This is a genomic window from Lactobacillus sp. ESL0680 (genome assembly GCF_029392855.1).
Taxonomy (GTDB): Bacteria; Bacillota; Bacilli; order Lactobacillales; family Lactobacillaceae; genus Lactobacillus.
This window is the reverse complement of the sequence record NZ_CP113945.1, coordinates 266,646-292,347: the sequence shown is the minus strand read 5'-3', so window position 1 is coordinate 292,347 and position 25,702 is coordinate 266,646. Positions and strand designations below refer to the sequence as shown.

The 25,702-nt window shown below is 42.1% G+C and carries 19 protein-coding genes, 2 tRNA genes and 3 rRNA genes; 6 read left to right on the top strand and 18 right to left on the bottom strand.

Annotation, left to right across the window (positions count from 1 at the left end):
- Window positions 1-230: 230 nt before the first annotated feature.
- The 3 genes from OZX58_RS01435 to OZX58_RS01425 all read right to left on the bottom strand — a co-directional run bounded on the left by OZX58_RS01435 (window position 231) and on the right by OZX58_RS01425 (window position 1,669).
- Entirely contained in the window at window positions 231-464 is a 234-nt protein-coding gene (locus OZX58_RS01435) for a hypothetical protein (protein WP_277141189.1), read from the bottom strand.
- 303 nt (window positions 465-767) lie between these two features.
- Window positions 768-840, bottom strand: a tRNA-Thr gene (locus tag OZX58_RS01430).
- A 70-nt stretch (window positions 841-910) separates the two neighbouring features.
- Entirely contained in the window at window positions 911-1,669 is a 759-nt protein-coding gene (locus OZX58_RS01425; RefSeq protein ID WP_277141188.1) for an NADPH-dependent oxidoreductase, read from the bottom strand.
- A 146-nt stretch (window positions 1,670-1,815) separates the two neighbouring features.
- On the opposite strand from OZX58_RS01425, the gene galE reads away from it, so the two are divergent.
- On the top strand, window positions 1,816-2,808 hold the full coding sequence (gene galE / locus OZX58_RS01420) for a UDP-glucose 4-epimerase GalE (RefSeq protein WP_277141187.1): 993 nt from the start codon (window positions 1,816-1,818) through the stop codon (window positions 2,806-2,808).
- 37 nt (window positions 2,809-2,845) lie between these two features.
- On the opposite strand, the gene OZX58_RS01415 is transcribed toward galE, so the two are convergent.
- Window positions 2,846-3,394, bottom strand: coding sequence for a GNAT family protein (locus OZX58_RS01415; protein WP_277141186.1), 549 nt, complete (start codon window positions 3,392-3,394; stop codon window positions 2,846-2,848).
- Window positions 3,395-3,603: 209 nt separating this feature from the next.
- Here OZX58_RS01415 and OZX58_RS01410 point away from each other — a divergent pair, with 209 nt between their 5' ends.
- Both OZX58_RS01410 and OZX58_RS01405 read left to right on the top strand, forming a co-directional pair.
- Entirely contained in the window at window positions 3,604-4,974 is a 1,371-nt protein-coding gene (locus OZX58_RS01410; RefSeq protein WP_277141185.1) for an amino acid permease, read from the top strand.
- A gap of 60 nt (window positions 4,975-5,034) precedes the next feature.
- On the top strand, window positions 5,035-6,405 hold the full coding sequence (locus OZX58_RS01405; RefSeq protein WP_277141184.1) for an amino acid permease: 1,371 nt from the start codon (window positions 5,035-5,037) through the stop codon (window positions 6,403-6,405).
- 50 nt (window positions 6,406-6,455) lie between these two features.
- Here OZX58_RS01405 and OZX58_RS01400 read toward each other — a convergent pair whose 3' ends face one another.
- The 11 genes from OZX58_RS01400 to OZX58_RS01350 form a co-directional block, all read right to left on the bottom strand.
- Entirely contained in the window at window positions 6,456-6,815 is a 360-nt protein-coding gene (locus tag OZX58_RS01400; RefSeq protein WP_277131312.1) for a DUF956 family protein, read from the bottom strand.
- 6 nt (window positions 6,816-6,821) lie between these two features.
- Window positions 6,822-7,736, bottom strand: a complete 915-nt coding sequence (locus OZX58_RS01395) for a PTS system mannose/fructose/sorbose family transporter subunit IID (RefSeq protein WP_277131311.1) — start codon at window positions 7,734-7,736, stop codon at window positions 6,822-6,824.
- Between the two features lie 26 nt (window positions 7,737-7,762).
- Window positions 7,763-8,569, bottom strand: a complete 807-nt coding sequence (locus OZX58_RS01390; RefSeq protein ID WP_277131309.1) for a PTS mannose/fructose/sorbose transporter subunit IIC — start codon at window positions 8,567-8,569, stop codon at window positions 7,763-7,765.
- Window positions 8,570-8,587: 18 nt separating this feature from the next.
- Window positions 8,588-9,589 carry a mannose/fructose/sorbose PTS transporter subunit IIA gene (locus tag OZX58_RS01385; RefSeq protein ID WP_277141183.1) on the bottom strand — a complete coding sequence of 334 codons (1,002 nt, stop codon included), beginning with the start codon at window positions 9,587-9,589 and terminating at the stop codon, window positions 8,588-8,590.
- Window positions 9,590-9,714: 125 nt separating this feature from the next.
- A tRNA-Asn gene (locus OZX58_RS01380) sits at window positions 9,715-9,787 on the bottom strand.
- A gap of 11 nt (window positions 9,788-9,798) precedes the next feature.
- Window positions 9,799-9,915, bottom strand: a 5S ribosomal RNA gene (gene rrf, locus OZX58_RS01375).
- Window positions 9,916-9,997: 82 nt separating this feature from the next.
- Window positions 9,998-12,909 (bottom strand): 23S ribosomal RNA (locus OZX58_RS01370).
- A gap of 212 nt (window positions 12,910-13,121) precedes the next feature.
- A 16S ribosomal RNA gene (locus OZX58_RS01365) occupies window positions 13,122-14,689 on the bottom strand.
- The 16S, 23S and 5S rRNA genes sit together here with 1 tRNA gene alongside, the layout of an rRNA operon.
- A gap of 591 nt (window positions 14,690-15,280) precedes the next feature.
- A complete protein-coding gene (gene serS, locus OZX58_RS01360) occupies window positions 15,281-16,588 on the bottom strand; it encodes a serine--tRNA ligase (RefSeq protein ID WP_277141182.1) in 1,308 nt (435 codons plus the stop codon).
- A gap of 226 nt (window positions 16,589-16,814) precedes the next feature.
- The gene (locus tag OZX58_RS01355; protein WP_277141181.1) at window positions 16,815-17,357 is read right to left on the bottom strand and encodes a GNAT family N-acetyltransferase; all 543 of its coding nucleotides are present in this window, start codon (window positions 17,355-17,357) and stop codon (window positions 16,815-16,817) included.
- On the bottom strand, window positions 17,357-17,965 hold the full coding sequence (locus tag OZX58_RS01350; RefSeq protein WP_277130714.1) for a TVP38/TMEM64 family protein: 609 nt from the start codon (window positions 17,963-17,965) through the stop codon (window positions 17,357-17,359). The genes OZX58_RS01355 and OZX58_RS01350 overlap by 1 nt, the downstream gene beginning before the upstream one ends.
- Window positions 17,966-18,085: 120 nt before the next feature.
- Here OZX58_RS01350 and OZX58_RS01345 point away from each other — a divergent pair, with 120 nt between their 5' ends.
- From OZX58_RS01345 to OZX58_RS01335, 3 genes are all read left to right on the top strand, one after another.
- Complete coding sequence (locus OZX58_RS01345) at window positions 18,086-18,514, top strand: cytidine deaminase (RefSeq protein ID WP_277141180.1); 429 nt, start codon at window positions 18,086-18,088, stop codon at window positions 18,512-18,514.
- 83 nt (window positions 18,515-18,597) lie between these two features.
- The gene (locus tag OZX58_RS01340; protein WP_277141179.1) at window positions 18,598-19,377 is read left to right on the top strand and encodes an alpha/beta hydrolase; all 780 of its coding nucleotides are present in this window, start codon (window positions 18,598-18,600) and stop codon (window positions 19,375-19,377) included.
- Between the two features lie 173 nt (window positions 19,378-19,550).
- A complete protein-coding gene (locus tag OZX58_RS01335) occupies window positions 19,551-20,927 on the top strand; it encodes an NAD-dependent succinate-semialdehyde dehydrogenase (protein WP_277141178.1) in 1,377 nt (458 codons plus the stop codon).
- 58 nt (window positions 20,928-20,985) lie between these two features.
- Here OZX58_RS01335 and OZX58_RS01330 read toward each other — a convergent pair whose 3' ends face one another.
- The 3 genes from OZX58_RS01330 to OZX58_RS01320 form a co-directional block, all read right to left on the bottom strand.
- Window positions 20,986-22,005 (bottom strand): zinc ribbon domain-containing protein, encoded by a 1,020-nt coding sequence (locus OZX58_RS01330; protein ID WP_277141177.1) that lies wholly within the window; start codon window positions 22,003-22,005, stop codon window positions 20,986-20,988.
- A 143-nt stretch (window positions 22,006-22,148) separates the two neighbouring features.
- Window positions 22,149-25,016, bottom strand: a complete 2,868-nt coding sequence (locus OZX58_RS01325) for an MMPL family transporter (RefSeq protein ID WP_277141176.1) — start codon at window positions 25,014-25,016, stop codon at window positions 22,149-22,151.
- A gap of 15 nt (window positions 25,017-25,031) precedes the next feature.
- The gene (locus tag OZX58_RS01320) at window positions 25,032-25,595 is read right to left on the bottom strand and encodes a TetR/AcrR family transcriptional regulator (protein WP_277130723.1); all 564 of its coding nucleotides are present in this window, start codon (window positions 25,593-25,595) and stop codon (window positions 25,032-25,034) included.
- Window positions 25,596-25,702: the final 107 nt, after the last annotated feature.

The window sequence follows — 25,702 nt, the reverse complement described above, 5'->3', positions numbered from 1 at the left end:
CTTCGGCTAATTTTATACTTACCCGCTTAGAACTTCCGTGAGAATCACTAAAATTATTTCTCATTCTAGAAACAGAATCTATAATTTGATTTATTCCTCCCACCATTGATAAAACTTCTTTATTCCATTTATTATTAGGTTTAATGCCTAAAACATTGTTTACATTATTTCTGTATTGATTTATATTACCATTTTTTTAAAAGCAGATTCTATTAATGTACGTGATTTAGTTATAAATCTATTTTTTCACTGGTATTAACTTGTTTACCAGGAATAACATTTTGCAAAAAGTTTCTAAATACTCCTTTTTGAAATTCTTCGTTTTTATTTACACCATCGGTTAATTCCTTAATAAACTTGTTTATCTTATCAATAAAATTTTCTTTTTCATCTTGCACTGGAACTAATGTACTAACATTTTTATTAATAGCGTGCTTAATATCTAATAACTTTAGTTCAACCATATTAACTATTCCTTATATAAACACTTATTCATCAATATTTATTTTACCCTATTTCTCATCTCGTTGTATTCCTTAGTCACACAAAAAAGCAGGCAATTAAGCCTGCTATATCAAGGGGTATGTCTATTCCTGAAAAATTAATGACGACAAATTTCTAACTTATTTTACTTTGTGTGACCTGCAGTGTGACTGACCACAACATTTCACATTAATTTACAACTATTTAAAACACTTCATAACAAGCAAAAGCCCGTCATATCAAGATTGATACAACGGACTTTAATACTATATTAGCCTTTGTTATGCTGATTGCCAGAATCGAACTGGCGACCTTTTCTTTACGAGGGAAACGCTCTACCGACTGAGCTAAATCAGCAACTCGTAACGTTTAAATTATACCAAAAGAAAAAATGTCACGCAATAAAAATTATTAAATCAAACTAATCTTACTGCCAATCAAGACATAACCCCTGCTGATGCAGTAATTCTGGCAATTGATCGCGGTCAATCTTATGGCTATCGAGCTTAGCACCACTAATCTGCTTGGTAAAAGAATCAATGCGGCGGTTAGAATCGCGCAAATCATAGTAAGTTGTTACCAGTTGGTCGTAATCTGCCAAATCGCTAACTTGAAAATCACGTGGATAATCATTTTCAAATGTGGTAAATTGCAGCGGCAAGCGCGGTTTTAATTGCGGCTCTTGGTCGGGTACACCAACCTGCATCCCAAGTGCTGGGAACGTCAACTGTGGCAAATCCAAGACGTCAAGCATTGCTAATGGATGGTCGTTAATTGTTCCTAGCGGCACATAACCCAAGCCCATGCTCTCTACCGCATTAGCAACATTTTGCCATGCGAGTAGAGTATCATCCATTCCCTGCATAAACAAATCACTCATGTGCACCCGGCCATCATCTTTACCCAATTGCTGGCGAATTTGCTGGTTGCGATAGAGGTCCACTACAAAAATGAACAGGTCACCTTCTGCACCCACATATTGTTGGTTACACAGCTCCCGGATTTTAGCCCTTTTGGCTTCATCAGTAATATGCAGCAGCGTTGCATTTTGCATAAACATACTAGTCGCAGTATGTTGAAAAACCGTGTACAAGGTTTCTAACTGCTCTGCATTTAACTTTTGGTCCTTAAACTTCCGAATTGAACGGTGATTAATTTGATTATCAATTGTTGAATTATGAATCATTGTCTGACTCCTTTTCTAATCCTCTTACTAAAAGTAAGTATATTGTAAAATATTCTCTCTGTCAATTATTGCTTGAAAGATATTCAATCTTGTCTTAATTGTGTTAAAATTTATTTGATTAAATTAAATATCTAATGGAGGAAACTATGCGTGTTTTAGTTATTGGCGGCGCGGGCTATATCGGCTCAATTGCTGTTAGAAAATTACTTGAAAACGGCGATGATGTTGTTGTACTCGATGCATTATACACCGGTCACCGAAAGGCTGTTGATTCACGGGCCAAATTTTATCAAGGCGATATTGAAAATAAATTTTTAGTCAGCCAAATTCTACGAAATGAAAAAATTGATGCTGTGATGCACTTTGCGGCTTATTCATTAGTGCCAGAGTCCGTTAAAAAGCCATTGAAATACTATGACAACAATGTTTCAGGCATGATTTCACTACTTGAGGCAATGAACGACGCCAATGTTAAATACTTGGTCTTCTCATCCAGTGCCGCAACTTATGGCATCCCTAAGAAGTTGCCAATTACCGAAGATTCCCCGCTTGACCCAATCAATCCTTATGGCGAAACTAAGATGATGATGGAAAAAATCATGCACTGGGCTGACAAGGCTGACGGGATTAAGTCGATTGCCTTACGCTACTTCAACGTCGCCGGGGCTGCTAGTGACGGTTCCATTGGTGAGGACCATGCTCCTGAAACCCACTTAATTCCTAATATTTTAAAGAGTGCAATTTCTGGTGATGGCAAGTTTACCATTTTTGGCAATGACTATGATACTAAGGATGGCACCAATGTTCGCGACTATGTGCAAATCGAAGACTTAATTGATGCGCACTTGCTAGCTTTAGATTATTTATTGAAAACTAACCAATCCGATGTCTTCAACTTAGGTACTGCTCACGGCTATTCCAACTTGGAAATTTTAGCTGCCGCACGCAAAGTAACGGGCATTGATATTCCTTATACGATGGGACCAAGACGTGGCGGTGATCCCGACTCACTAGTAGCTGATTCTACTAAAGCACGGACAATTTTGCATTGGCAGCCAAAGCACGAAAGCGCTGAAGAAGTCATGACTAGTGCCTGGAAATGGCACCAATCACATCCAAATGGCTACAACGATAAATAAACCATAAAAAGCATACTGCTGATTAGCAGTATGCTTTTTAATTTGCATCATTAATAATTGTATAAAGGTCCATATCGCGAAATTCGCCATGATATTTGACTTTAGCACGGAGCAAGGCGACATGTTCCAAGCCGGCGCGTTCAGCTACTGCTCGACTAGCCTTGTTTTCATGATCGGCCAATAAGTCAATCCGGTGTAAATTCATCTTGGTAAAGGCTAATTTAATTAGCAGCTTAACAGCCGTAGTCATGATGCCGTTCCCTTGATATTCGCTGCCCAACCAGTAGCCGATTTCACCGCACTGATTCTGACGATTAAGATTATGCAAGTCAAGCATCCCAGCAGCCTGACCATTTACCATGATTACTAATTCCATCATCTGGTAGTTAGCCGTTTTTTCTCGTGTCATTTTGATAAAGTTGACCTCATCCGCTACAGTTTCAGTAGTTTCTGCCCATGGCAGCCAGCGACCTATCTGTTCACGATCTTTAGTAACTAACGCCAACAATGCTTCTGCTTGGTCTAATTCCGGTAAAACCAATGCAATCTTTAAGCCATTAATTGTAAACTGATCAAAAGTAAACATTTTTCGTCTTCTCCTAATTATTTTTTAATAATAGTAATGATAACATTTAATCTAAAAATGTGCTAGCTCCCCAAGCAACCACTACTTTCATCATAAAAGTTACAATTTATCAAAGTTTTCATCTACTAATGCAAAACTCATTTATAAATGCTAAAATAGAATAATGTAACATTAATGTAACATAATACTTATTGATTTGGAGTGGTTAAATGTCAAAAGAAGACCCAAAGACCAATTCTGGATATGAACGCACACTAACTAACGCACATATTCAGTTAATCGCGCTTGGCGGCACGATTGGCACCGGTCTTTTCTTGGGAGTTGGCAACAGTATTCATCAAGCTGGCCCAAGCGTAATTTTAATTTATATCATTGTTGGTATTTTTCTTTACTTTTTAATGCGAGCTCTAGGTGAGTTGGTTCTTTCCGACTTGCACAAGCACACTTATATCGAATTTATCGAAAAATATTTAGGCAAGAACATCGGTTTTATTACCGGCTACCTGTATTGGATCAGCTGGATCAGTTTAGGCATGGCGGAGATGACCGCCCTGGGAATTTACTTTCAATATTGGTTCCCGCATTTGCCAACCTGGGTGCCGGGATTAATTACCATCGTTATCTTGCTTTTTATTAACCTATTGTCAGCACGATTGTTTGGTAATTTGGAATTCAGTTTTGCCATTATCAAAATTGTAACAATTATTGCCTTTGTCTTTTTAATTGCCTACCTCTTAGTTACTGGCGGGAAGACAAGTTTTGGTCCTGTTGGTTTTGGTAATTTAGCTAAAAATGGTGGCTTCTTCGCCACTGGTGCCAATGGCTTTCTTGGCGGTTTTCAAATGGTAATTTTTAGTTTCGTCGGCGTTGAACTGATTGGCTTAACGGCAGCCGAAGCACAAAATCCCAAAGTTACTATTAGAAAAGCGATTAATGAGTTACCATTGCGAATCATTTTATTTTACGTCATGGCAATTTTGGCAATCTTGCTGGTTATTCCGTGGAATAAAATCGCAACTACTTCTAGCCCCTTCGTCCAAGCATTGGGTGCCACGGGAATTCGTAATGCCGGTTCAATTATCAACTTCGTTGTAATTTCTGCGGCCGTTTCCTCAACCAACAGTTTTCTGTATAGTGCTGGACGATTAATCTTTTCCGTTACTTATGACGGTAAGGGTAAGTGGAATGAAACCTTTGGTCACTTACACCGCCAATTACCACAAAATGGTTTGATCTTATCAGCCTGCTTAATGGGACTAGCACCATTGGTAATTATCTTGATTGGTAATCAAGCTTTCAATTTCATTTCCTCAACCTCAACCAGTATGTTTTTAATTATTTGGTGCTTGATGATTCTAACCCACTTGTCTTACCGCAAACAAACGCCGGCTAACAAGTTGACCGACTTTCAAATGCCACAATACCCGTGGTTGGATTATCTAACACTAGCCTTTTTTGGTCTAATGATTATCTTATTACTATCATTACCAGCTAACCGTATGGCGATGATTAGTGCGATTCTGATTTTTATTATTTTATGGGCTGTCAGCAAAATCTGGCACCAAGAACGGGCGATCTAGCCGATTGCGGCGCACTTATCAACCGAACAATATTTTTAAAGATTAAATTGGAGTAATTTTATGGACAAAAAAGATTCTAAAGATTCTACTGAATATGAGCGATCGCTAACTAATACTCATATTCAATTAATTGCATTAGGCGGAACTATCGGAACGGGACTTTTCCTTGGTGTTGGCAACAGTATTCAAAAGGCTGGTCCAAGTGTTATCCTCATTTACCTAATCGTCGGTATTTTTCTCTTTTTCCTGATGCGGGCATTAGGTGAACTGATTATTTCCGACCTCAGCAAGCATTCATACATTGAATTTATTGAAAAATACTTAGGTAAGGATACTGGCTTTATCACCGGTTACCTATACTGGATTTGTTTAATTACCCTGGCAATGGCGGAAATGACCGCGCTGGGAATTTATTTCCAATACTGGTTCCCTCATTTACCGACTTGGGTGCCGGGGCTGGTGACAATAGCTGTCCTATTGGGCATTAACATGTTGTCGGCACGACTATTTGGTAACCTAGAGTTCAGTTTTGCTATTATCAAAATTGTAACGGTTGTGGCCTTTGTTATTTTGGTTGCTTACTTGATGATTACTGGTAAGAATACCACTTATGGTGCTGTCAGTTTTAGCAACCTATTTAATAATGGCGGCTTCTTTGCCAAAGGCGGCATTGGCTTCTTATCAGGCTTTCAAATGGTTATCTTCAGTTTCGTTGGTATTGAGCTCTTGGGCTTTACCGCCTCTGAAGCGCAAAACCCTAAGAAAACCATCAGTAAGGCAATCAACGAAGTACCAACTAGAATTATCCTCTTTTACGTTTTAGCAATCGTGGCAATCTTAGTGGTCATTCCTTGGAACAAGGTTTCAACTAGCTCCAGCCCATTCGTACAAACTCTTGCCGCAACGGGAATCCACAATGCTGGTTCGCTGATTAACTTCGTGGTTATATCTGCCGCTATTTCTTCAACCAACAGTGTGCTTTACAGTGCTGGGCGACTATTATTTTCGATTACCTTTAACGGTAAGGGCAAGTGGAACCAAACATTTGGTCACTTACACCGTCAGTTGCCGCAAAATGGTTTAATCTTGTCTGCCTGCTTAATCGAGCTCGCACCATTGTTAATCATCATGATCGGTAATGATGCCTTTACCTTTATTTCATCGACAACTACTAGTATGTTCCTCATTATCTGGTGCATTATGTTGCTCTCGCACGTTGCTTACAGAAAGACAACTCCTGAAGACCAACTAACTAGTTTTAAGATGCCAGGCTTCCCATACTTTGATTACGCAACCTTAGTATTCTTCATCTTAATGATTATTCTCTTGCTGGTTCTACCAGAAAACAGAGTTGCCATGATTTCAGCATTAGCAATCTTCATTATTCTTTATGCAATTGCTAAACTGTGGCGCAAAGAAAAAGCTGAATAAACAAAAAATACTTAGATCAGAATTGATCTAAGTATTTTATTTTGTCTAAATTATGATTTAAGCCGTCGTTTTAACTTTTGCCACAAGCCTAGTGCCTGACGCAAATTATTACTTGGCACATAATTACGGATTGCCCGTAAAGTCTTTTTATTATCACGAGTTGAAAAGATAAACGTACCATTCTTGCGCGTACGGATTTCGAACCGCGGAATGTAACGACCATGAAAATGAACGTCAGCAACCACACAAGAAATTTCCGCCCACGGAATTTGGACGTAATCATTCAAGTTCCGATCATTATAAAATTCAAATGCTTGATCGCCCACCATTACTTTGCCATAGGTCGCGATCCCACGAAACCAAGTGGCATTAATTGTCAAGGTGACCTTAGTATTACTTGATTTAACCATTTTTGATTAAAGAACGTGCAACACGTGAAGCACAACACCCACGATAAAGATACCAATAATGATTACAATTGGTGATACCTTCTTCTTTAGCAGCCACATACAAAGAAAAGTCAACAGTAACCCAGCTAATCCAGGAATTAAACTATCAAGATTATTCTGCAGTGTTGTTGTCTTGAATTTTGTCAGCGATAAGCCATTACTCTGACCAATTAATGCTTGTTGGATGCCCTTAGCACCAGCTGGTAACGAATTCCAGTCAATATAGCCGCCTTTTTGAACCGGCGTCTTAGAAACAATCGGCGTAAATTTAATGTTAACCCAGCGTTCAATTAACGAGCCGAGGACGAACATCCCCATCATTGAAGCACCACGGGTAACTTTTTGCAGTAATCCGCCAGACACATCATTAGTAATTGCAGACCCAGCCTTGTAACCAAATTCTTGTGTATACCACATAAATGCCAATCTGATTACATTCCAGATAACAAAGAACAAAATTGGCCCTAAGATATTGCCTTGAATTGCCATTGAAGCACCCAAAGCACCAACAATTGGTCGTACTGTGTACCAGAAAACGGGGTCACCAACGCCGGCTAAAGGTCCCATCATTCCAACCTTAACCCCTTGGATAGCTTCATCTTCAACCTCGGCACCATTAGCTTTATCTTCTTCTAAAGCCAAAGTAACACCTAAAATTGGTGAAACTAGGTACGGGTGAACATTGAAGAACACCAAGTGGCGTTGCAGAGCTTCTGCCATGTCATCTTTATCTGGATATAATTTTCTCAATGCTGGAATCAATGAGTATGCAAAACCACCGTTCTGCATTCTTTCATAGTTCCATGATGCTTGCAAAAATTGTGAGTGCCACATAACCTTGAAGCGGTCGGCTTTTGTTAATTTTATTTTTGAATCAGCCATTATCAAATCCTCCTCTTAGTATCACTTTAATAATCATCAATGATATCGCCGAGTGGATCGCCGGTACCCTCATTAGCTGAACCAGAATTGCTGCTGCCGCCCTTTGATTCAAGAGCCAAGTACATAATTGCCAGCGCCAGTCCAATTGCGCCTAGGGCAATTAATGTTAAATCTTTAATTGCTGCTAAGGCAAAACCAATGGCAAAGAATGGCCAAACTTCACGACTAGCCATCATGTTAATAACCATCGCGTAACCAACAGCTACAACCATCGCACCACCAATTGACATACCGTCACTTAACCAAGTAGGCATCAGTCCCAGCCAGTACTGAACTGTTGATGCTGGAATTGCCAATAATAACGCAGCTGGAATCGCAATTCTTAATCCTTGCAAACAAACATCAATCCATTGCCACATATTAATTTTACGCCAATTTGCCTTTTTGGCATCGGCATCCATAATGTGAACAATCCCAGTTGAAATCGTCCGGACAATCATCGTTAAAAACAGACCCGCAACTGCCAAAGGCATCGCAATCCCTGTGGCCATTCCAATTCCTTTTGTACCCTGACCACTTTGAACCAAAATAATTGCCGAAGCAACAGATGCCAAAGCGGCATCGGGCGCAACTGCTGCACCAATATTAGCCCAACCCAGAGCAATCATTTGTAATTGCCCACCTAAAATAACTCCTAGGTCAAGATGTCCAGTAACCAAACCAATTAATGTACAAGCAACTAGCGGTTGGTGAAATTCCCATTGATCCAAGATACCTTCCATACCTGCGAGGAAAGCAACCAGAACAACTAAAACCATTTGTATAGCGTTCATTTTTTCACTCCTTTTTTATTATTTATTTTGTTCATCAAGCAAATTTTGAGCTTTATTCAAAATCGCGTCCATATTGCCTGACTTATCAGTCGGAACTTTACGGACATCATACTTAACGCCCATCTTTTCAAGTTCGTGGAAAGTATCAACATCCTGCTGATTCATTGATAAAACATTGTTGGCATTAACATCACCAACTGAATATGACATTGAACCAACATTAACAGTTTCAATATTCACGCCTTCCTTAATTACGGTCAGAACATCCTCCGGATTTTCAAATAATAATAAGGCATGAGTATCACCAAAACGCGGATCCTTAGCAATTTCGACCATCTTTTTAAGTGGGACTGTATGGGCCTTCACACCAGCAGGTGCTGCTTCACGAATCATACTCTTACGCATTTCATCTTTGGCAACATGATCCGAAACAACGATTACCCGATCAGGATGCATTGTTGGAATCCAACCAGTAGCAACTTGTCCGTGAAGCAACCTTGAATCGATCCGGGCCAACACAATTTTAAGATGACCATCACCAATTACTGTTCCAACCGGAATCGACTTTTGCGTTTTAGCAGGTGCCGTTGCCTCGACCGTCGCAGCCTCTTGCGGCATTAAGTCAACAGGTTTAGTTTTAATGCCATCACGAGCTGAATTAATAATCGCAGTAGCGACTTGTTGCGCTGTTGCATCAGAATTCGTCAACCTTTGAGTTAAAGCTTCAACAACCATTGGTAGATTCATGCCAGTAACAATTGCCCAACTTGGATGATCCTCAAGCAGAGTATTAGCTTGGTTAAATGGCGTTCCTCCCCAAAGATCTACTAACAACAACACTTCATTTTGATCAGAAAATGATGCTATTGATTGTTCCATTTTGTCATGAATGTCCTCTGGTCCTTCATCAGGCGATAACGTTACATGAGCAAAATTGTCCTGTTCACCAAATAGCATTTGTGCCGATTGAGCAATACCATCTGCAAACCCACCATGGCTAGCAAGTAAAATTCCTACCATGTGATTTCCTCCTTTAAATAATATGTATCTACTTTCATTATACCCTTTATATCAATATAAACACAGGATTTCCAAATTTAAAGACAACAAAAAAGAGGACCTCGGGTCCTCTTTCTTTTACCTTGCTCCGGCTGTCAGACTCGAACTGACGACATCTTGATTAACAGTCAAGCGCTCTACCAACTGAGCTAAGCCGGAATATTAAAAAAGCACGGCAGCGTCCTACCCTCGCAGGCAGTCTCCCACCAACTACTCTCGGCGTGAAGAAGCTTAACTACTGTGTTCGACATGGTTACAGGTGTTTCCTTCTTGCTATTGCCACCGTACTTTTTTGTTTGAGTTCTTACACTCAAAACTAAATATAATCTCTTGAAAAAACTTTCTTACACTCTCCAGATTGCTCAAGCTCTGGTCAAGTCCTCGACTGATTAGTACTAGTCCGCTCCAAGTCTCACGACTCTTCCACTCCTAGCCTATCTACCTCTTAGTCTTAGAGGTGTCTTACTACTTACGTATGGGAAATCTCATCTTGAGGGGGGCTTCGCACTTAGATGCTTTCAGCGCTTATCCCTGCCATACTTAGCTACCCAGCGATGCCTTTGGCAAGACAACTGGTACACCAGCGGTATGTCCATCCCGGTCCTCTCGTACTAAGGACAGCTCCTCTCAAATTTCCAACGCCCACGACGGATAGGGACCGAACTGTCTCACGACGTTCTGAACCCAGCTCGCGTGCCGCTTTAATGGGCGAACAGCCCAACCCTTGGGACCAACTTCAGCCCCAGGATGCGACGAGCCGACATCGAGGTGCCAAACCTCCCCGTCGATGTGAACTCTTGGGGGAGATAAGCCTGTTATCCCCAGGGTAGCTTTTATCCGTTGAGTGATGGCCCTTCCATGCGGTACCACCAGATCACTAAGCCCGACTTTCGTCCCTGCTCGAGTTGTCTCTCTCGCAGTCAAGCTCCCTTATACCTTTACACTCTGTGAATGATTTCCAACCATTCTGAGGGAACCTTTGGGCGCCTCCGTTACTCTTTAGGAGGCGACCGCCCCAGTCAAACTGCCCATCTGACACTGTCCTATATCTCGCTTAGAGATACTAGTTAGAGTAGCCATCAAACAAGGGTAGTATCCCAACATTGCCTCCAATAAGACTAGCGTCCTATCTTCTCTGGCTCCTACCTATCCTGTACATGTTTAACAGCTACCCAATATCAAATTGCAGTAAAGCTCCATGGGGTCTTTCCGTCCTGTCGCGGGTAACCCGCATCTTCACGGGTATTATAATTTCACCGAGTCTCTCGTTGAGACAGTGCCCAAATCATTACACCTTTCGTGCAGGTCGGAACTTACCCGACAAGGAATTTCGCTACCTTAGGACCGTTATAGTTACGGCCGCCGTTTACTGGGGCTTCAGTTCGAACCTTCGTCTTAATGACTAAGCTCTCTCCTTAACCTTCCAGCACCGGGCAGGTGTCAGCACCTATACGTCGTCTTACGACTTTGCAGATACCTGTGTTTTTGATAAACAGTTGTTTGGGCCTATTCACTGCGGCTGGCTGTTACACCAGCACCCCTTCTTCCGAAGTTACGGGGCGATTTTGCCGAGTTCCTTAACGAGAGTTCTCTCGCTCACCTTAGTGTTCTCCACTCGACTACCTGTGTCGGTTTGCGGTACGGGTACGTTATCTCTCACTAGAAGCTTTTCTTGGCAGTGTGACTACAGAACCTTCGCTACTTTATTTCGCTCCTCATCACAACTTGTGCTTATTGAAAGCAAGCATTTAACTCACTCTCACACTTGTTGCTTGAACATGGGCTTCCAGCGCCATGCGTTCCTTGCCTCCTGCGTCCCTCCTTCGCTATTAACGATTTAACGCAGTACAGGAATCTCTACCTGTTGTCCATCGGCTACGCCTCTCGGCCTTACCTTAGGTCCCGACTTACCCTGGGCGGACGAGCCTGCCCCAGGAAACCTTAGTCTTTCGGCGGACAGGATTCTCACCTGTCTTTCGCTACTCATACCGGCATTCTCACTTCTAAACGCTCCAACTATCCTCTCGATTAGCCTTCACCGCATTTAGAACGCTCTCCTACCACGTGTATTACTACACATCCACAGTTTCGGTACTATGCTTAGCCCCGGTAAATTTTCGGCGCAGCGTCACTCGACTAGTGAGCTATTACGCACTCTTTTAATGATGGCTGCTTCTGAGCCAACATCCTAGTTGTCTACGCAACTCCACATCCTTTTCCACTTAGCATAGATTTTGGGACCTTAACTGGTGATCTGGGCTGTTTCCCTTTCGACTACGGATCTTATCACTCGCAGTCTGACTCCAGTGCTTTGATATCTGGAATTCGCAGTTTATCTGAATTCAGTAACCCCTGACGGGCCCTTCGTCCAAACAGAGCTCTACCTCCATTATCATCCTCGCACCAGGCTAGCCCTAAAGCTATTTCGGAGAGAACCAGCTATCTCCAAGTTCGTTTGGAATTTCACCGCTACCCACAGCTCATCCCCGCAATTTTTAACTTACGTGGGTTCGGTCCTCCAGTGCGTTTTACCGCACCTTCAACCTGGCCATGGGTAGGTCACTTGGTTTCGGGTCTACATCAACTAACTCTCTCGCCCTATTCAGACTCGCTTTCGCTGCGGCTCCGTCTTTTCTGACTTAACCTCGCTAGTTAACGTAACTCGCCGGTTCATTCTACAAAAGGCACGCCATCACCCTTTAATGGGCTCTGACTACTTGTAGGCACACGGTTTCAGGTTCTATTTCACTCCCCTTCCGGGGTTCTTTTCACCTTTCCCTCACGGTACTGGTTCACTATCGGTCACAAATTAGTATTTAGCCTTGCGAGATGGTCCTCGCTGCTTCAACCGGAATTCCTCGTGTTCCGGCCTACTCAGGATCCTGCTCAGTGTGCATTCGATTTCGCTTACGGGGCTCTCACCCTCTCTGGCTTACCTTCCCAGATAATTCTGCTATCTCTTGCACTACCTTATTACAGTCCTACAACCCCAAATGATAAATCACTTGGTTTGGGCTCTTTCCGTTTCGCTCGCCGCTACTTGGGAAATCGATTTTTCTTTCTCTTCCTGCAGCTACTTAGATGTTTCAGTTCACTGCGTCTTGCCCTAACTGACTATGTATTCATCAGCTAGTAGTATGATTGCTCATACTGGGTTCCCCCATTCGGATACCTCCGGATCATTGTGTACTTACCACTCCCCGAAGCATTTCGCTGTTAGTCGCGTCCTTCTTCGCCTTCTTGTGCCTAGGCATTCACCGTGCGCCCTTATTTACTTGACCTTACTCAAGATACTCTCTCGGTCGCTCTTGCAATCTGTTTATTATCTCTTTGATTGTGTCTCGGTTTTTTCTTGGATTATATTCAGTTTTCAATGTACTAACTCTTTTGAGGTACTACCCTCAAAACTAAACAATGTTCTCGCTCCGTGTGCTTCCGTTGCTCCTAGGCTTCCTCTAGTATTTCTACTCTCCACCTATTCGCTCTTCCTTAGAAAGGAGGTGATCCAGCCGCAGGTTCTCCTACGGCTACCTTGTTACGACTTCACCCTAATCATCTGTCCTACCTTAGACGGCTGACTCCCCGAAGGGTTATCCTACCGGCTTTGGGTATTACAGACTCTCATGGTGTGACGGGCGGTGTGTACAAGGCCCGGGAACGTATTCACCGCGGCGTTCTGATCCGCGATTACTAGCGATTCCAGCTTCATGCACTCGAGTTGCAGAGTGCAATCCGAACTGAGATTAGCTTTAAGAGATTCGCTTGCCTTCACAGGTTCGCTCCTCGTTGTACTAACCATTGTAGCACGTGTGTAGCCCAGGTCATAAGGGGCATGATGACTTGACGTCGTCCCCACCTTCCTCCGGTTTGTCACCGGCAGTCTCATTAGAGTGCCCAACTTAATGCTGGCAACTAATAATAAGGGTTGCGCTCGTTGCGGGACTTAACCCAACATCTCACGACACGAGCTGACGACAGCCATGCACCACCTGTCTTAGTGTCTCCGAAGAGAACTTCATATCTCTATGAATTGCACTAGATGTCAAGACCTGGTAAGGTTCTTCGCGTTGCTTCGAATTAAACCACATGCTCCACCGCTTGTGCGGGCCCCCGTCAATTCCTTTGAGTTTTAACCTTGCGGTCGTACTCCCCAGGCGGAGTGCTTAATGCGTTAGCTGCAGCACTGAGAGGCGGAAACCTCCCAACACTTAGCACTCATCGTTTACGGCATGGACTACCAGGGTATCTAATCCTGTTCGCTACCCATGCTTTCGAACCTCAGCGTCAGTTACAGACCAGAGAGCCGCCTTCGCCACTGGTGTTCTTCCATATATCTACGCATTCCACCGCTACACATGGAGTTCCACTCTCCTCTTCTGCACTCAAGAAAGGCAGTTTCAGATGCAATTCCCCGGTTGAGCCGAGGGCTTTCACATCTGACTTGTCTTCCCGCCTGCGTTCGCTTTACGCCCAATAAATCCGGACAACGCTTGCCACCTACGTATTACCGCGGCTGCTGGCACGTAGTTAGCCGTGACTTTCTGGTTGATTACCGTCAAATAAATAGCAGTTACTCTATCTATCCTTCTTCACCAACAACAGAGCTTTACGATCCGAAAACCTTCTTCACTCACGCGGCGTTGCTCCATCAGACTTTCGTCCATTGTGGAAGATTCCCTACTGCTGCCTCCCGTAGGAGTTTGGGCCGTGTCTCAGTCCCAATGTGGCCGTTCAGTCTCTCAACTCGGCTATGCATCATTGCCTTGGTAAGCCGTTACCTTACCAACTAGCTAATGCACCGCGGGTCCATCCTCTAGTGACAGCTCGAAAGCCGCCTTTCATAGCTAGATCATGTGATCTTACTTCTTATTCGGTATTAGCATCTGTTTCCAAATGGTATCCCAATCTAGAGGGCAGGTTACCCACGTGTTACTCACCCATCCGCCGCTCGCGCTTTTAGCTTCCTACCCGAAGGTATTCTGTTAAAATTGCTCGCTCGACTTGCATGTATTAGGCACGCCGCCAGCGTTCGTCCTGAGCCAGGATCAAACTCTCATTTTTAATGTTTGTTTGAATGTTTGCTCATTCGTTCCAAGATTTGCATCTCGGATTTATTTGCTTGCGAAATTGACTTCGCTTTTTTGTTTTGGGTTCTTACACCCGCACACTTTGCGAAAACATTGTTCAGTTTTCAAGGTACTACCCACTGACGTAAATAACTTACATCAGTGCTTCTTTATTTTAACAGAAGTATTTTCTTTTGTCAAGAAGTTTTTTCTGCCCCCTGTTGAAGAAGTTTTCAACTCCCTCAGCAGCGTTTATTATCTTACTAAACCTTTGAGCTCTTGTCAAGCCCTCTTGCTTAGTTTTTATTTTTGCACTTGATTAAGCTAACCAGCTCTCTCAAGCGCAAGTAATACTTTACCCTCTTTAGCTGCTTTCGTCAAGCTTAGTACTTTGTTCGCTATTTACTTAAAACTACTGTCTAATTAGTTTAAGCTAATATCATTTAGCTGCATTTATCTAATTTTAATACCACATACCAATAAAAATATTCGGAATCTAGCTATTTTCAGTCGAAAAACGGCATAAAATTAATTTCACTTTTTTTCAAAATAATTAAAAAAGAGGTCCAAATGGACCTCTTAACGCTTAAATTAAGCTTTGTTCTTTAGTAATTTTTGTCATTCCGTTCATATATGGCACTAGTGCTTCAGGAACTGTCACTGTACCATCTTCATTTTGGTAATTTTCCAAAATAGCGGCAACTGTTCGACCAACAGCTAAGCCTGAACCATTCAATGTATGTGCTAAATGCAATTTACCATCTTCGCCACGGTAACGAATTTGTGCACGCCGTGCCTGGAAGTCAGTACAGTTAGAACAAGAAGAAATTTCACGGTACTTATCTTGTGCTGGCATCCAAACTTCCAAATCGTAAGTCTTGGCACTAGTAAAGCTGGCATCCCCAGTTGACAATGCCACAACGTGATATGGCAAGTTTAACTTTTGAAGCAAGTGTTCAGCGTTTGCTGTCAACTTGTCTAATTCATGCCATGATTCCTCAGGCTTACATACCTTAACCATTTCAACTTTTCTAAATTCGTGCATTCTAATTAATCCGCGTGTATCACGACCAGCAGAACCAGCCTCACTTCTAAAAGCTGGGGAAAGTGCCGTCACGTTAATCGGCAATCTGTCTTCATGGATAATTTCATCACGGAAATAGTTAACTAGTGGCACTTCAGCAGTTGGGATTAAGGTTAAGTCAAGTTCCTTATCTGGGTCATCATTATCCACAATTGTATAAACGTCCTCGCGGAATTTCGGGAATTGACCGGTTCCTTGCATTGATTCATCGTTTACCAAATATGGTGGAATAATTTCTGTATAACCAGCCTTGGTGTTTTCATCTAAGAAAAAGTTAAACACGGCCCGCTCTAAAAGGGCACCAGCACCTTTATAGTAGACAAAACGTGCGCCAGAAACTTTGGCACCACGATCCCAGTCCAAAATATCTAAGTCTGTCCCCAAATCCCAGTGGGCTTTAGGTTCAAAGTTCAATTTTGTTGGTTCACTCCACTTACGGACCTCTTGGTTGTAACTTTCGTCAGGACCAACTGGGTCAGAATCATCAGGAAAGTTAGGCAAGCGCAACAAAATATAATTTTGCTTATCAGTTAACTCATTAACCTTATCATCTAAATCTTTAATTTCACTGCCGACTTCACGCATTTCTGCAATTGCATCTGCGGCATCTTCCTTATTACGCTTAGCTTCAGCGATTTTTTTAGAAACATCGTTACGCTTAGCCTTCAATTGTTCACTTTCATTTAAGCTTTCACGACGTTCTTGGTCAATCTTAATCAATTCATCTAATTGCTCCGGCTTAATTCCACGCGTAGCAAGCTTATCCTTTGCCCAATCGAGATTCTCACGAATCACCTTAATATCTAGCATTGTTTACCTCCATAAAAAAGAGCCAACTCATCCCTACATCTTGGGACGAATTGGCTCATACATAGCTTCGCGGTACCACCCAGTTTCAGTTATTATTCAAAATAACTGCACTTCATTATTTGGCGATAACGGTGCCGCGACCCGTGTAACTATTAATTACCCACATTAAAGAATCTGGAAACGACATTTATTCGCTCGCACCAACCGCGAATTCTCTGAAATAGTCTTAAGATTCCGTGTTTGAATTTATTTTAAGCCATTCTTTCCTCACAAGCAAATAGTATTTTTCTTGATAGGAAAAAAGTTGGCTTATTTTACTTAAATCGACAGAATAAACGTACTTAAAGCCCAGCCTCTGCAGCAATTTTTGCGATTTGAGGTTATGAACAAAAGTCCCGGCCCAAATTTCGGTTTGGTCAAGCTGATTAAAAGCATAGGCAAAGACAAGCTGCAGGGCCTCGGTCATATAGCCGTGACCAGAAAATGATTTATCTAATAGAAAACCAACTTCTTTAGTCTGCAATAAATCTTGCTCATTTGTCCCGCGCTCATATAATTCAACCAGTCCAATCAGCTGCTGCGTTTCTTTTAGACAAATTGCATAACTATTGTCACGCGTCGCATATTGTCCTGCTGCAGTTTCGGCCTGCGCCAAATTTTGGTAGCGACTAAAGCCCGCATATTTATAGTAGTAATCGTCCTGCCCCCACCTTAAAATTGTCGGAGCATCTGCCAAATTAAATGAACGCAAATAAACACGGCTGACCATTATTTACTGCCCACAAGTTTGAGCAACCAGTCCATCCCAAACATTAAGGCGAAACTGTACGCCGCAATTGTCCACGGTTTGCCCAAAATGATTATCCAAAAGTAGGTCCAGAATTTCATATCGGTTAAGCCCGCCAGCATACATAACACATCGTCTGGTGCCATCGGCGCCACAATACAAATCGCAAAAAACCAGTTAAACTTACGCTGATTTTTCGTCCACTTCATATATTTATTCAGTGTCTTTTCAGAAACAATATGCAAAATAAACGGCCGCCCATAATAACGCGCCAAAAAGAAATCAATGATTGAACCAATGCAAACGCCGATATAATTATAGATAAATCCGGCAACGGGGCCAAAGAACACCACCCCACCAAGCAGTGAGACACCACCGGGAATAATTGGAAACACAACCTGCGTTGTCTGAATTAACACAAATATAATCGGCCCAATAACTTTTTTATTGGCCAAATATGCGCGCATCTTCGCCTGACTAGTAAAAATCCCTAGACGATACCAATAGATACACAGTAAGATAATAATAATCCCGCTAACAACGGTCAAAATATTAATTAACCGGCGACTAGCTTTTGGTGACAAGTGCATAATATTCCTCCATGTTAAGGTCAATTTTACCAAAATTTCACGACCGATGATTGCTTTTTAGGTTAATTCGGGATAATAATTAAAATAATTTAAAATTATCAACACTAAAAGGAGGTCAAAATGGATATCTGGAACCAATTATATAAAACCGCAGCCAAGGAATACAGTCCTGGCGACGTTTCACCCTTTGTTTACGCTCGCAGTGTTGTTTGTGCCCTAGAAGCAGAAGACGGTCAAATATTTGTCGGTGTGTGCATTGAAAGCTGCTCGGGCGTCTTAAACCTATGCGCCGAACGTGTCGCCGCTTTAAACATGTATGTGGCTACTGGTCAAACTCATATTAAGCGCATTATCGCCTTTCGCGACCGCCCGCCTTATGGCGGCAGTTCCGGTATGCCCTGCGGCGCCTGCCGCGAATTTCTAATGCAATTAGACCCACGAAACAAGGATACCGAATTTATGGTAGATTATGCAGCAAGGCAAACAATTACTCTGGCAGAGCTAATTCCTAACTGGTGGGGAACAGAAACTTCAATATCACAAGATTAATCACCAAATTCTTTTACCCAAAAGCACAAATTTATCTTAATATAGAAGAGACACTAAAAATAGTTATATTGGAGGTTTAATATATGGCTAAAATTAAGAATGATATTATTTATGATGAAGAGCACAACTTGGCAGCTGATATTTACTTACCAGACGAAGCCTCAAAAACCACTAAAGTCCTAATCTTTTGGCACGGCGGCGGCTGGATTCGCGGGGACAAGGGTGACGTTAAGGACCTATGCCTCAAAATGACGCAGAAGGGATTCACTGTCTTTGTGCCCAATTATCGTTTAGCACCAACCAATACCTTCCCAGCAGCACATGATGATACCGTTAAGTTCGTCGAATGGCTGCTTAATTCCGACTATACCGGAACAGATACCAAGGGCATTACCCAAATCGGCGCTAGTTCCGGCGGCGTGATGGCCTTATACATTGCTGGAAAGTACGGCTTCCCAACAGTCACTTGGTCAGCACCAGTCAATTACTCCGCTTGGATGAAAGAACACGAAAATACCAAGGCCTCAATCGACGCCCGCGGCGAACTTGGCTTAACCGACTCTAAGGAAATTAACGATGCATTTTACAAATACTTCGGTTTAGCCTATGCTGGTTCAAACGATGCGGCTACTTTTGAAAAATTGGATGCCAAATCTTACGACTACAGCAACTTAGGCCACCTATGGTTAATTAATTCGGCCGATGAATTATCCCCATTGAAGTACGTCTTAGATTTCATTCAAGACTTAGCTGACCAAGACCGTGGTTCAGAGCTCACCGTTCTACCAGGTCAAAAGCACGCAATGGCCTATGCCAATGAATACATTGATGCTTCACTTGCCTATTTAATGCAAATGATGTAACTAACAAACTACCAAGAGACCGCGAAAATCTTAATTTTTCGCGGTTTTTTTGTAAGCACATTAATTATTTGTAAAGGCCAGTTCGTTCAATTTAAATAAAATTGATAACGCTTTATAATGTATCTTGAAACATCTATTATGTTTTAAGAATGATTTTAAAAAGAGGTAACAATATGGCTAAATATCAATCAATCAACCCATACACCAATGAAAAGTTTGCCGAATACGACAACCCAACAGCTACCCAAATTGACGAAGCAATTAATCTTGCCCATTCGTTATACAAGAAGTGGCAACACGAAAGTCCTGAAAGCCGCGCCACGGTTCTGCACCAAGTTGCAGACAGCTTGCGTAAGCATGAAGACGAAATGGCTGAAATGATGACCCTTGAAATGGGTAAAATGCTCCACGAGTCAAAAGAAGAAGTTGAACTTTGTATTTCAATCTGTGAATACTACGCTGAAAAAGGCCCAGAAATGCTGAAGCCGCAACCAGTTGAATCTAAACTCGGTCACGCTTACTACTTAAAGCAAGCTACTGGCGTTATTATGGCCTGCGAGCCATGGAACTTCCCACTTTACCAAATTATCCGGGTCTTTGCTCCTAACTTTATCGTTGGTAACCCTATGTTATTGAAGCATGCCCACAATGTTCCTGGTTCTGCTGCTTTAGCTGCCAAGATTGTTAAAGAAGGCGGCGCTCCTGAAGGCAGTTTCATCAACCTTTACCCAACTTATGACCAATTAGACAGTATTATTGCTGACCCACGAATTTCTGGTGTTGCTCTAACTGGTTCTGAGCGTGGTGGTGCTTCAGTTGCCGCTAATGCCGGTAAAAACTTGAAGAAGTCAACCATGGAACTTGGTGGTAACGATCCATTCATCATTTTGGATGATGCTGATCCAGCTGTTTTGAAAGAAACTCTATGCAGAGCTAGAACTTATAACGGCGGACAAGTATGTACCTCATCCAAGCGAATTATTGTTGTTAAATCCCGCTACGAAGAAGTTTTACACGAATTAAAGAACGTCTTTTCTAACTTGAAGCCTGGCGATCCAATGGATGACGCAACTACCTTGCCGCCAATGAATTCAGCTGGTTCAAGAGATAAGTTAGTTAAGCAAGTTGAAGCAGCAGTTGATGCTGGTGCTAAAGTCTTCTACCAATATCCAGAAATCGAATCCGACGGTGCGTTCTTTAGACCAGTAATCCTGACCGACATTGACAAGAAGAACCCAGCATTTGACGAAGAAATGTTCGGTCCAGTTGCGATGGTTTACCAAGTTGAAGATGAAGACGAAGCTATCGCCTTAGCCAACGATTCAAGTTACGGCTTAGGTTCATCAATCATCAGTTCTGATATTGCCCACGCACAAGAATTGGCTGCACAAATTGAGAGTGGGATGACCGTAATTAACGGCACCTGGATTACTTCAGGCGAATTACCATTCGGCGGCGTTAAGAACTCTGGTTACGGCCGTGAATTAAGTGACTTAGGCATGATGGCCTTTGTTAACGAACACCTCGTAATCGATGTTCCTCATAAATAAATTTAACTAACATAAAAAATGCTGAGCTTCATGCCCAGCATTTTTTTGTTGCTCTTTTTTAAGAATGTTTTCTAAATAAGTCAAAACCTGCAAGCCCAGTTGTCATTAAACTTGCCAAAATCAAAAAGTACGTTGAAGCACCAATTGACACGGCATACAACACCAATTGACTGGTCAGACTGTGCAGAATTCCTGTATTAGCCCGAGTACTGCTTGATAATCTAAAGACTAAGTAAATTAAGAACGCCGTTTCTAATAAAGAAAGGATGAAGGTCAGCCACTTACCCTTTTTCGTATTTTGCAGGGCTTGATACATAATCATTATCGGAAAGATTATTAACAATAGCCAAATTACACACAAAAGCACACCCTGCAAAAGCGTTGAACTTGAAGCAAATAATTGTCCCGCCAAGCTCAAGGCAACACGGGTAATCGACATCTTGCCCGTGTAAGTAATATCAGAAACCGAAGCCCCAGACCCCGTAAACAAAACTATTAAACTAATCAAAGACGTCATTACCACTGATAGCTGAATATAGTTAAAATGCTTTTTGACAGTGACCGTTTCTTCTTCAACTTCATCTGGACCGTCAGACTTTGTTTTGGTATAAGAGCGCACCTTTTGACTATGGTCCTCAACCTTATTAAACATATTCGAACCAAGCTGGTTAACCTTTTCTGTTAACCGGCGGTCAACGGTATAGCGTTCAATCTCATTTTGACGTGAACAAACAAAGTATAGCCAGAACAGCAGCAAGAAAAAGCTAATCCAGCCTAAGCCCCGCGAAAAGCTCATGATAATTAACAGCACAATCCCCACTAAAAACACAATCATACTGTTAACTCGAATCCATTCCAACATCTTTTTAATCGTTGAATTTTGCTTATCAGGATAAAACTCCTGGCGGTAAGCCTCGCGGCTGGCGATTTTCTTACCCATCTTTTCGTCTTCATACTTTACCTCCTCACGCCTATCTGTAAAGAACGTCTGCCGATATTTTTGCAAATTAAAGTGACAATTCGGGCACAGCTGATCGTCATCAGTGATTGCTTTGCCGCAGTTTGGACAAGTAGTCATAAACTACACTCCTTATTTTTAATAGTTACTTTTAAGTTAATAATAAAACAAAATTATTAGTTTACAACCAAAATTATTAGTTTTAGCCAATAAAAAAAGATTGAACAGCTCAAAGTTGAGTTATTCAATCTTATTTTGATTAATTATTTTTTGATGCGCTTATTCTTGCGGCCCCAATGCAAACCCTCATAAGTCAGCTTAACTGCTGCTGATAAAGTAATTGGCATAATAAAGACCAGAATAATTAAACCGATAATTACGGCCAGTGCCACCTCAATCAAGGTTGGTATGCCAGACGGAATTAACGCTGCAAACGTACCACCAAGAATAATCGCTGCCGAAATAACAACGGTGCCGATAATACCGCAGGCCTTCAAAATACGCTCACTTGGCTTGCCGCCCTCAATTTCGCGATAACGCGTCATTAAGAAGATACTGTAGTCAACACCTAAAGCAATCAGCATAATGAAACTAAAGAATGGTGTATTCCACGTCAGCATACTATTACCCAGCAATGCCTTGACCAGCCACTCACTAATTGATAATGAGCAGAAGTAAGCAAGCAGCAGTGTTCCCAGAATATACAGCGGCTGCAATAATGATCTGGTAACAAAAATCAAAGCAATGCCGATACCAATGAGCATGATAGCTGCAGTTCTAATAAAGTCGCCGTTAGCAACCTGCTTAATATCAGCAATCTTGGAGCTTTCACCACCCATGGCAACTGTCGCCTTTTCTAAGCGGGTCCCTTGAAGTGACTTTTTAGCCATTTGACTGAGTTCTTCAACTTCACCAGTTGCCTTGGTACTACTTGGATTAGAATTAAAGACCATCATTAACATTGCGGACTTCTTATTCGGACTTAAGTAGACCTTAACCGAATCTTGGAACATATCCGACTTGATAAATTCAGTTGGAATATAGAAAGTATCAGCTGCAGAAGAACTTGCTAGGCCGGTTAAGTATGATGCTCCTTGACCTAAACCGCTATTAACAGTATCAACGCCTGAAGTAATCTTTGGCGTGCTGGTTGCTAATTTACCGGCTCCTGAGCTCAATTGACCTGTACTTGAATTTAATTGGCCAATGCCACTATTAAGACTAGCTGCTCCTGAACTTAATTGGTTAGAAGCAGACGCTAAACTGCCAACACCTGATTGTAATTGACCCATTTGACTACTAGTATCTGGCATGCTTGCCGAAGCAGTGGACCATGATTTGGCAAGAGCCGCACCTGCAGCCTGCATAACTGCTAACCGTTGTCTTGGTGACAGACCCGGAATTTTAGCCACATTGCTAGTCAAGTTCTCTTGATAGCTTTGTTCAAGGTTCGTCTTGATACTCTGCTGCTGACTAGCCATAGACTGTGAACTAGATGCTAGTTGCGAATTCAACTGGTTTAACCCTGATGCTAATTGCTGACTGCCGCTCTGCAGCTTGCTAGAACCGCCCTGCAGGGTGCTGGCACCATTTTGCAATTGATCGGTTCCGTTAGCTAATTGATTAGCACCTAACGTTACTTTCTTGCTGGCTTTACTTAACTTGTTTAAGCCGCTGCGTGCTTGATCAACACCGTTATTAACCGTGTCCAATTGGTTGTTAACGTACAGCTGCTGGATGCTTTCACCATAAGGCTGGGTAACTGAGGTCACAAAGGATACGTCCTTGGAAGCCTGCAGTTGTTTTGTTAATTGGTCAATCAATTTCAGGTCTGCCTCATTGTCAAGGCGATGATTGCTCTTGATGTAGAGTGTGGTCGGCTCAGCCATTCCCTTAGAGAAGTGCTTCTCCACAACCTGCAGTCCTGCCTTAGCTGGGACACTATCAGCAATTTCATCAGTATCATCATAATTTAAATGACCTGAGTAAAACAGCGCAAATGGCGTTACTACAACGGCCAAGATTATTAAGTAAACAATTGGATGGGCCAAGGTTCCCTTAGAAATTCCGTGCCATAATTTATCCTCATGTTCGCCAGTAAATTTCTTAACCGGCCAGAACATTTTTTCACCCAAAACAGCCATAAAGAATGGGTTCAGCGTTAATAGGACAACCAGCAAGACGGCGACCCCAACGGCAACACCGACAGCTGATTGGTAAATTGAAAACTTCGCTAAACTTAAAGCAGTAAAACCAATTAAAATCGAAGACCCGGAATACAAGATTGTCTTGCCGGCAACCTTCAGGGCATTCTTCATCGCCTTGTAGCGATCCATCCCCATGCCGAGGTCTTCCTTAAACTTATCATACAGCAGGATATTATAGTCGGTTCCAATCCCAAACAGCACGATAATCATGAAGACCTGCGTAAAGTTTGAAAATGGGAAATTGTAGTGCGCCACCAAGTTAGTCACAATTGAAAAGGCCGTAATGAACGATACCCCAACTGTTAATAATGAAATCAGCGGCACAATCGGTGACTTAAAGACAATTACTAGGACAATAAAGATAAAGATAACCGTAATTAACTCAGTCTTCTTAATGCCCTCTTGAATTGAATTAGTAAAAGCATTTTGTAAAACATCCGCGCCTGTTACATAAGTCTTCACGCCCGCGGTTTTGACCGCACTAGTTAATTGCGTTTCCACATCATTAATTGGCGCGTGCTTTTTAGCAACGTTAACCTGCATAATCCAAGTTGTGCCGTCTTTTGATTCCAGCTTCTTCTTGGTGGCAATATTATCTTCAGGCCCTAGGACTTGCTTAATGCCATACTTATCCTGATGACTCTTAAGGTCGTCAATCGTTTGGTTGATGGCCACCTTATCATCATCTGTTATCTTGCCCTTATCCTTATTAAACACAACCGCAATTTGATAAGTGTTCTTTTGCTTAGGTCCCCAATCGTTTTGAATTGATTGAGCTACCTCGCTTTGGACATTTTGCGGGAGAGAAACATTTGAGTGCTCACGTGTTAACCCGGTAATATCGGGTAAAGCAATCACAGAAATAATTAAAATTAAAACCCATGCAATTAATGAAAAGACATGGTTTTTTAGTAGTTTTTGCACTCTACTTTTTCCTTTCTAATTGTTTAAAGCCTGCTTTGGCTGAACCAGCTGCAGCAGTAATTTATGGTAACCTTGATCGGCCTCTTCGTCAGTTTCATCGGTAAATGATGATGAAACATCCAAGAAGACATAACCAAGAACTGCACCAATTAAAGCGTGAAGTGATACCTTACTATCATGACGCAAGTTTAATTTTTCAGCCAAGGCAATAATATTCATAATTTCTTGACTAATCGCATCATCCTGCTGGTATTCGTTTAAATGATACAAAATACTAAGCAGTGCGGGATCATGCAAAATAAAATCACGCACAATATCCGCAAATTTAAGCAGCGCATCAACACCTGACAAGCCAATTAAATTTTCTACTAACCGTTTACCCAGTAATTTAATTCGACTGGCACCGACAAGCGACAACAACTGCTTGCGTCCCGAAACATAGTGGTAAAGCGATTGCGACCGCACACCTAGCTCCTTAGCCAAATTGGGCAGGGTCATTTTCGAAAGACCTTTCTGCGCAATCATTTCGGTTGCCTTCGCAATCACTTTACTTAAGTCAAGGCTCCTTTTTTGAACCATTCCACGCCTCCTCTACTAGCACGATGAATAATATAACACTACAATGTGAAGATTACAATCTACAAGCTGTAAATTATTTTCAATTAAACAAAAAAGCCTTACTAACA

What these genes read in the sequence shown, in the direction of transcription:
- OZX58_RS01435 (WP_277141189.1), bottom strand. Translation starts at nt 464, where the DNA reads ATGGTTGAACTAAAGTTATTAGATATTAAGCACGCTATTAATAAAAAT.
- OZX58_RS01425 (WP_277141188.1), bottom strand. Translation starts at nt 1,669, where the DNA reads ATGATTCATAATTCAACAATTGATAATCAAATTAATCACCGTTCAATT.
- galE (WP_277141187.1), top strand. Translation starts at nt 1,816, where the DNA reads ATGCGTGTTTTAGTTATTGGCGGCGCGGGCTATATCGGCTCAATTGCT.
- OZX58_RS01415 (WP_277141186.1), bottom strand. Translation starts at nt 3,394, where the DNA reads ATGTTTACTTTTGATCAGTTTACAATTAATGGCTTAAAGATTGCATTG.
- OZX58_RS01410 (WP_277141185.1), top strand. Translation starts at nt 3,604, where the DNA reads ATGTCAAAAGAAGACCCAAAGACCAATTCTGGATATGAACGCACACTA.
- OZX58_RS01405 (WP_277141184.1), top strand. Translation starts at nt 5,035, where the DNA reads ATGGACAAAAAAGATTCTAAAGATTCTACTGAATATGAGCGATCGCTA.
- OZX58_RS01400 (WP_277131312.1), bottom strand. Translation starts at nt 6,815, where the DNA reads ATGGTTAAATCAAGTAATACTAAGGTCACCTTGACAATTAATGCCACT.
- OZX58_RS01395 (WP_277131311.1), bottom strand. Translation starts at nt 7,736, where the DNA reads ATGGCTGATTCAAAAATAAAATTAACAAAAGCCGACCGCTTCAAGGTT.
- OZX58_RS01390 (WP_277131309.1), bottom strand. Translation starts at nt 8,569, where the DNA reads ATGAACGCTATACAAATGGTTTTAGTTGTTCTGGTTGCTTTCCTCGCA.
- OZX58_RS01385 (WP_277141183.1), bottom strand. Translation starts at nt 9,589, where the DNA reads ATGGTAGGAATTTTACTTGCTAGCCATGGTGGGTTTGCAGATGGTATT.
- serS (WP_277141182.1), bottom strand. Translation starts at nt 16,588, where the DNA reads ATGCTAGATATTAAGGTGATTCGTGAGAATCTCGATTGGGCAAAGGAT.
- OZX58_RS01355 (WP_277141181.1), bottom strand. Translation starts at nt 17,357, where the DNA reads ATGGTCAGCCGTGTTTATTTGCGTTCATTTAATTTGGCAGATGCTCCG.
- OZX58_RS01350 (WP_277130714.1), bottom strand. Translation starts at nt 17,965, where the DNA reads ATGCACTTGTCACCAAAAGCTAGTCGCCGGTTAATTAATATTTTGACC.
- OZX58_RS01345 (WP_277141180.1), top strand. Translation starts at nt 18,086, where the DNA reads ATGGATATCTGGAACCAATTATATAAAACCGCAGCCAAGGAATACAGT.
- OZX58_RS01340 (WP_277141179.1), top strand. Translation starts at nt 18,598, where the DNA reads ATGGCTAAAATTAAGAATGATATTATTTATGATGAAGAGCACAACTTG.
- OZX58_RS01335 (WP_277141178.1), top strand. Translation starts at nt 19,551, where the DNA reads ATGGCTAAATATCAATCAATCAACCCATACACCAATGAAAAGTTTGCC.
- OZX58_RS01330 (WP_277141177.1), bottom strand. Translation starts at nt 22,005, where the DNA reads ATGACTACTTGTCCAAACTGCGGCAAAGCAATCACTGATGACGATCAG.
- OZX58_RS01320 (WP_277130723.1), bottom strand. Translation starts at nt 25,595, where the DNA reads ATGGTTCAAAAAAGGAGCCTTGACTTAAGTAAAGTGATTGCGAAGGCA.